Below are 7,774 nucleotides of genomic sequence, written 5' to 3'. Positions count from 1 at the left end.
TCAACTGCTAACATTTTTTCTTCTGATGTTCTCATATATTTCTTTTATGCAAAGAAAAACATCGCGAAAGTTATTTAAAAGATGTACTTGGTAGGCTGCTTACATATAGAGGGTCTATTATCAGGCCAGGTATTAGAAAAACCGACGTTCTTGGAACATGTTGTTATCACCTCCAGCCAAGATTCGAGAATTGACCTAATTCTGGCGGAGGAGTACATTGCCAAAGAAGGTTTTCTTGAATTATTAAATGAGAGGATTGAGGCAAAAGAAGCCAAATTTCATAATTATATTTCTGCTGCTGAGTTTGACTCGTGCTGGTTATTGATAATAATTGATGGCGTAAGCAGCTTTTCTGGATTCGATCTTGAGGAACTTAAGGAAATACATACTTCTAATAAATTTGAAAAAATCATTCTCTTTGAGACCTTTGGTAGCAAAATATTCATTTTATAAATCAAAAAAATTGAAAGCGTTACATACTATTTTTACTGTTACCGATATTTTTATAAATAGCCAATGTAGTTTTCAAAGAAACCGAGTATTTTCCGCAATCGATGTTCCGATATGAGTAAAATAGGAAGAAATGATCCATGCCCTTGTGGTAGTGAAAAAAAATATAAAAATTGCCATTGGGGTAGCGATAGTACAACGGCCCCACGTCCTGCTACCGTTGCTCGTCAATTAACTTTTAAGGAAATGATAACTGGTTACCGCGCAGCGCCTATTTTAAAACTTCTCGCATTTCTTCAATTGTTACCGGAGAACCACGGGCATAACTTTAACCTTGAAATAATGGCGCGTGTGGTTATGAACGGAACCAGTGAAAATGACCAAAGACCATATATGCCTTGGGATGCACTTTTACAAGCTATTAAGCGAGGGCAAGAATATGATAGCGAACCGCCTATAAATCTATTCACGGAGAATGCGGTTTCAATTAACGGAAATCAAGTAATATTTCCCGGAGTATACCGGAATGCCTCGGCAATTCTTAATGAACTCATGCAAGTAATTCTAACAGGTGAAAATTCTTTACCAGAAGATTTTAAACGTCTTGTGTATAATGGTGCAGGATTGCTACTTTATATGAGTAATCAGGTGGCTGAAGACTTGAAACACAAACGATACGAACCAGGAGAACTTTCTTCAAAAATTGCTTTCCCAGAATATGACGAGTTTATCAATAACTCTCAATCATTAATTTTTCCAGAGGAATATCTCAGCAAGATAGCAGGGTTATATAATTATGATCTATCGGTAATCGAAAATTTTATACTAACCACAACTAATCCAAAACTTGGAGATGATGACCCTGATGATAATATAGTATCCTTAAAACCTCTAATACGAGACGGAAGTGATATTATGCTATATATGCCAACGACTGTCGTAAGCAGCCTCATTGGCTTCATATACGAACAGGCTGACGCTGCGGGATGCAAGGACGCTTTGATGCAGATGCTTTCTGAAGAACAAAACCATCGCGCCAGTATGGCATTAAGCCATTTAGGTTGGGCATTTACCGACATAAAACTTCCTGAAAACGACACTGGCTTACCAATCAGAGAGTCGATATGGCAATTTGATAATCAAAAGTTTGGGTATATCTGTCTTTTAGATGTCGAAAAAATTACTGGAAATTATACAAATAAAGACCTGGAAAAATTATTGAACGACAGAAATACTCAGATTATCGAGCACTTAAAATCTCTTGAAGGGGCTGAAACTTTTGAAATCCTTTCTCTTTTCGTATTATCAGAAACTGGTCATGGAAGTTATTTCTCTATGGCAAAACCCGAAAATGGGGACCAAAGCTTAGTTATGACGCTTGGTGACCTTAATACTATTGCTTACGATCAGGAATCTGATTTTCTGACCCTGTGGAAATTTGCTGCTATTTACAACGAGACAAGCTCGCGCTTTCGCATTATAAACATGACCGGGCTGTTAAATTTGTATGCAGTTTACCGACGCAATGATGGTTCATTAACAAATTCTGATGATGCCCGCCCCATCGGGGCTATGTTAACTTATCTTCCAGGTAATGATATTAGTTTGCGGCATGAAGTAAAGATTAGCCGTGATGAACATGCGGGAGAGCTTATTATTCCAGGTGGGCTTCGAGCCTTCGCCACTATCATAAAAAAGCGAAAGTATGCGCCGATCTATGGCTTTAGGGACAAGCTTTCACCAGAATACAGGCGGATGCTCGAATGCTATAAAATGCCGATTTGGGTAACTAATTACCAGAAAGATACAGATTTGTTAGCGCCTGAAATTACAGAAGCGCTGCTGTTTTGGCTGTATCGTTTAGAGCCTCTTTTGAGCCCTGAGCTCAACAAACAGAATATTGTACAGTTTGAAATTGAACTAATCATTGACGAACGGATGCTGAATGGAAATGAGTTCATCGTCAAAACTGTTGAACCCACCAGCGTTGAAATCGTTACATCAATAGTTCCACCGAAAATACGGGTACATATTCCTTATGATTTTATGTATCTGACAGGTAGAACTGATAACATCGGTGAGAAAATGATGGTAAAAGCAGCTCTGAATGGGCTGGTAAATTACATTAGGGAAGCTGGAAAAGAAATCGACCTGACAGCGGAGCAGATTGATGGAATGGTGGAATCTGAGCTTCAACCTGGTAATGCCAAAATGATACTTTTTACAGATGCCGCCGCCAGCGTAGAACTTGACGGAAGACATCTACCACCTGAACAGTATATAGCTGAAGTTGACACCTCGTATGTGCTGGATAATTTAGTTAGTTTTCTACCGGCAGGTACAATTATTCCTGAGAACATCACCGATATTAATGAGAAAATCAGTTTATGCGACGCCATAGTTACCGCATTAATCGCCGAATTGACACGAAGAATTGCAGGTTTCGATGCAAAAGAATTAATTGAATGGTTAATCAAATGGAATGAGCGATGTGTTTATACAAGAGAAATAAGGGAAATACGGTCACCGGCCAAAATCGCGTGCTTTGCAAATTTTGAGGGTGAAGTCAATGAAATAAATGATAAAGATGGCCAACTGGTTCCAGCTGCTCATTCCATTCGTACTTTGATTGAGTTTATTGTCGCCACCTCGCCAAAAGGCAAAAAGCGGCCTAATTATGCTGACGTAGGGATTTTACTGGCGTTAACCCACCAACTTACAACTTGGGGATCGATCAGTGAAGCGATGCGAATGGGCATAACTGATCCGAAGATGGGATTGTTACCATCTAGGCGGATCGGAACTGACAAGAGCTTTCAGAATAACGTACTTGTCCCTTATTCTTATGCACGTAATCGAGGCGTTGTTGCTCGGTATGTTGAACGTTTTGATGAAAAATACGTTCAGAAATATCAGTCTCGTGCTGAAAACACGGAAGAAAGTAATCGCGTAGATGCAGCGTTTGAAGATGAGTTCGGGGTCACTTTAACTGAGGTATCCGAAGTAGTCGGCGTATTGATTAATTACGGTTTTAAAAGAGAAGAACCTTGCTCGGCGTTAGCTGAAAATGAATTATATCAGTTGTTAAAATCCGAGCTCCCCGAAAGAGACGAGGCCCGACTACTTAAGACGGTTGGAATTATGACGCTTTTAGAAAGAAACGGTATCGGTGCTGCACCACGTGGTTACACATCAAAAGATATTTTCCCGTGGAGGTATGGACGCAATTTATCTTATTTAAGACGCCCGCTTGCTCTTATAACCGATGATAACGGTCAACGTCAGTTTTTATTCGGTTTCCGTCATCTAAAATCATACATAGATAATCTACTATTCCTAATCTTTACAGGGAAACTGCCTGAAACAAGCTCTGAAAAAATGGGTTCATTTATCGGCACTGTACTTCATGAAAAAGGAACTCCATATCGTAACGAAGTTGCTGAATGGCTGAAAAATAATAGTGATCTCGAAATAATCGGCCATGAAGTTAAAATACAACCTGATGGTCACATTCCCGCTGAAAAAAATTACGGGGATGTTGACGTAATGGCTGTTGACCATGAGGAAAAAATCATTTACTCGCTAGAGTGTAAAAACATCGTTGGTGCGAGGAACATACACGAAATGAAAGTTGAACTTGATTTATATCTTGGGCGAGAAGGGCAAGAAGCGAAAGCAAAGATAAATAAACATGTTGGAAGGGATACATATCTGCAAGAACATCCTGAACTTGTAAAGGAATTTCTTAAACTAAAAGAAGGTGGATATAGAGTAGTATCTATTGTTGTAGCATCTGATGCAATGCCAATGACCTATATTGCAAAAGAAAGCCTGCCGTTGCCAGTAATATCCTTTAATCAATTAAAAGAAAAAGGTAAGGATGCTTTAAGAAAGAAGTAGGATATTGAGAATTAAGGACACTTGGCAACACTACAACAGTTTCAAAATATTAATTGGATGTCATGCTTGTTGCTTGTTAGCTCTATGTAGTTTTCCGCGGACTTCCCTGGCGATAATTTCTGCTGTGAAAGCTGGCAAATTTGGGTTTTCTATTTTTGTAACTTCAAATTTAATCTTCCGCATATAATCATCATAAAAATACTCAAAGGGTGTTAACATCGAGTCGATTGCGAAAGCATTGCTCTTAAACCTTCCAATGTCAACAATCATTTGGTATAAAGCATTTACCAGTGTGTAGCGAGAGGTCGTTGTGATTATATTTTCGTTGTTGAGATTGTCGGTTATGTCTTGACTAAATTCCGCAGAATGTTTTGGTTTGAATGCATAAACCCACTCGCCATGCTGAACCTTATTTCTTATCGAAAAATTTGGAACGAGATAATCTGTTATAATACCCCGCAATGCAAAATATTGGGCAACCAATTCAACACCCAGGTTTTTTTTCTGGCGATTAATATTAACAGTAGAGCATATTTCATCGCCCGCCGGCACAAGGTCATAGGCGATTGAGAATACAATTTTTAAGGTTCTTCGTCACTTCTGTTGAAAACCTATAAATGATTGTACCATATCTGATTAGATCCCTAACTGCAGACTAAGCTTTTCCGAGCTAAAAACTGCTCTTTTAGAGTCGGATATAGAATTCATCATCAAAAGTGACGATGAACCACTTTTATTGAAATACCCACTCGGAAATCGACAGAGGGTTGTGCTTTTAAAGTAAACGAAAAATAAAATGACAAGAAATAAAACCAGGTTAATTTTCTTACACTTTTAATTTGGACTATCTGTTTTCTATAAGTTGCATGAATTATGATGTACAGCGAATCTAATTAATTCAAGATTCCACACTATAGTTTTTTTGAATTCAATAAGTCTCTTACATTTTATCCAGAAAAAGTTTAATACGCTCAATTATCTCTTCAAAGGTGGGCTGTCCCTTATAATATAGTGCTTTTGTCTTTAAAAACCGTTCATTGAAAATTTTCAGCAGGCTTTCGTCGGAGAAATCAAATGCGGCATTTTTGGCTAAAGGCGTCTCGAGCTCCTTTGTGTTAAATCTGCGTTCTTTATGAGCAATATACCCGCTTGTCCCAACAAAGTCCACAACCTCCTTATGGCCAAGTAGCTCATAAACATCATAGTATTGTCTGAGAAAATTTTGGTTAACTTCTCCAGATGACTGCTCTTGAGCGAATTTCCTGATAATTGCCTGAAGTTTTTCTACAAAAGTATATTCGGGATTGTAGCATTTGATGTCTACTGCCCTATTATCTATGATTTCAACTTTAGATGGTATCGCTCTGTCGTAAACCCATGAACTTATAGTGATGGGTTGGTTTGGGGAGATATCATCAAATCCTACTTCTAGAAGTACACCTTCTTTAGCTCCTTCTACCTTATTTGTAAAACTTTTATAAAAAAGACGGATACCTCCACCAAAATATTTAGGTGTAGAATCGAAGTCCTGGTCTCTTTCAGTTTGAATAATTCCAGAAATCTTTATGTTATCGGTTAGCCATTGATAATAATCGATCCGGGATTTTATATGTGCTTCCTTATTATGGTTTTTACCGGCAAAAACTTTTACAGGCACCTCTACTGGTGGATTGATAACAATATCAATATCCTCAGAAAACCGGCTTATGTATCCGAAACCTTTTGATAGAGAGGTGCCACCTTTTAATTCAAAATCAAATCCCTGCTCTTTAAGTCCATAGAGTGAATGCATGATCCAGTAATCCTTTTCTACTAGGTATGGCTCTATCGCCTTCTCATCTGCAATAATATTAATTAGGTTTAAAAAATCCTTGTGTTCGTGTAGGTAAATCTTGGCCATTTAAAAGACTTTAAAGTATTGATCTCATAAAAGATTTAGTTTTAGGATTTCCATAGGAATCAATATATTTTCTTAATTTAAATCTGTCCATAGTCAACACCTTTTCCTGTACTTTACCTAAAACAGCAGAAGCATCTTCTGCGAGACTAGAAATATTGTTCAAAAGGTCTACAAGTAAAAACTCTGAGCTATTTTTTTTAGGAAATGAAGATTTATCTATGAAATTAAAAATCCGATTACCTAGTTTGAACTCACCTTTTCGCTTGTGATTATATACCGTCGGTTTGTTATAAAGCTGCGTTGTTCCGAGTCCAAGACTGTTGTAGAGATTTGGCGAGGTCAACAGAAAGTTATCATCCTTTAAAAACTTACGCACTAGTTTCACTTCATCTGGTGGTAACTTGCCAAATACAGAGAGCTTAGGATAGTGATAAAGGCCGTTCCTGAGTTTTACGATAATATCTTTTTTTACGAGTTCTGCAAGATCTCGGTCTACCGCCCCAGAAAAAGGAACCAAATCTTCTCTGCGATAAACTTCACCCCTGCGGATCTGCCTTTCCAGCTGACTTTCTTTCTTCATAATTTCGCCTTTCTATTCAAATCTACAAAAAGGATACCAATTGCAAAAATATTTAAGAATTTTTCATGCAAACTACAAGCTCAAATCGCAAAATTACAGATAGTTATAAATATTTGGAATTAACTTATCATGAAAAACGAATTAACTAACTGTTAGATCACAATCCATTAGTGATGCTTAACTACCACTTCTCACTTTTTCGTCGGCATCACCTCGATTGCGATCCTGGGTCTGCCTCACCTTAGTGTTACCAAAACGCCAGCTAAAATTCAAAGAAACCCTGCGGCTCTCAGAAGTTCCAAAATCGGTGTAATTCAGGCTGCCGAAATTCACGCGGGTATAATTACGCTGGGTCTTAAAAATATCACTAATCCCAAGACGCAATGATGCCTGTTCTTTAAAAACTTTATGGCTGATGCTGGCGCTAACATTAGCGCTGCTCTGCTGATAATAGATCAGGTTTTGGGAAGCTGAGGTATAGCGGCCACTGATTTGTAACTGGTATTTACCCGGCAAGGAAAAACGCTGGCTGGTAGAAAATTGATACCGCCATTTATCCTGATCCAATTGCCCTTGGAATAAAGAGTCGCTGAAATGATCATTACCGGCATTAACCTTGTTCAGCATATTCCACCACTTGCTTACCCTTATTGGGTAATTGAGGTCAAAGTTAATCGTTTGCATCTTTCCTACATTACCTGGCATCTCCGTTAAAATATTGCCGGACTGAAAGTAAAGGGTACTAAAGTAATCATCCGCCCTGCTGTACGTGCCGATAAGTGTAATGCGGTCATCAAAAGTATAAGTTAACTCTGCCTGACTATTACGCTGCACCCGCAAGCCCAATGTCATTAAGTTAAGTGTTTAAATATCTGATTACCAACTATTTGACTTGTTTTTATGGGTTTATTTTCTTATATTTAACTTATAACCAATTAGTTAAT

Annotated in this window: 6 protein-coding genes; 2 read left to right on the top strand and 4 right to left on the bottom strand. The window is 38.1% G+C overall.

Annotated elements, in window-relative coordinates; translation table 11 throughout:
• The first annotated feature begins 81 nt into the window (after positions 1-81).
• Together ACFOUY_RS09340 and ACFOUY_RS09335 are read left to right on the top strand one after the other, a co-directional pair.
• Positions 82-453, top strand: a complete 372-nt coding sequence (locus ACFOUY_RS09340; RefSeq protein ID WP_378960240.1) for a hypothetical protein — start codon at positions 82-84, stop codon at positions 451-453.
• 111 nt (positions 454-564) lie between these two features.
• Positions 565-4,350, top strand: a complete 3,786-nt coding sequence (locus tag ACFOUY_RS09335; RefSeq protein WP_378960239.1) for a YecA family protein — start codon at positions 565-567, stop codon at positions 4,348-4,350.
• Positions 4,351-4,410: 60 nt separating this feature from the next.
• Here ACFOUY_RS09335 and ACFOUY_RS09330 read toward each other — a convergent pair whose 3' ends face one another.
• From ACFOUY_RS09330 to ACFOUY_RS09315, 4 genes are all read right to left on the bottom strand, one after another.
• Positions 4,411-4,902: a hypothetical protein gene (locus ACFOUY_RS09330; RefSeq protein WP_378960238.1), complete on the bottom strand. Its 492-nt coding sequence runs from the start codon at positions 4,900-4,902 to the stop codon at positions 4,411-4,413.
• 388 nt (positions 4,903-5,290) lie between these two features.
• Entirely contained in the window at positions 5,291-6,250 is a 960-nt protein-coding gene (locus tag ACFOUY_RS09325; protein ID WP_378960237.1) for a nucleotidyl transferase AbiEii/AbiGii toxin family protein, read from the bottom strand.
• Positions 6,251-6,260: 10 nt separating this feature from the next.
• Positions 6,261-6,830, bottom strand: coding sequence for a DUF6088 family protein (locus ACFOUY_RS09320; RefSeq protein WP_378960236.1), 570 nt, complete (start codon positions 6,828-6,830; stop codon positions 6,261-6,263).
• Between the two features lie 177 nt (positions 6,831-7,007).
• Positions 7,008-7,682, bottom strand: coding sequence for an outer membrane beta-barrel protein (locus ACFOUY_RS09315; RefSeq protein WP_378960235.1), 675 nt, complete (start codon positions 7,680-7,682; stop codon positions 7,008-7,010).
• Between the last annotated feature and the right edge of the window lie 92 nt (positions 7,683-7,774).

This window comes from Pedobacter jamesrossensis, from assembly GCF_042650905.1.
GTDB lineage: Bacteria > Bacteroidota > Bacteroidia > Sphingobacteriales > Sphingobacteriaceae > Pedobacter > Pedobacter jamesrossensis.
The sequence above is the reverse complement of the archived record's forward strand: the minus strand, read 5'-3'. Positions and strand labels throughout refer to the sequence as shown.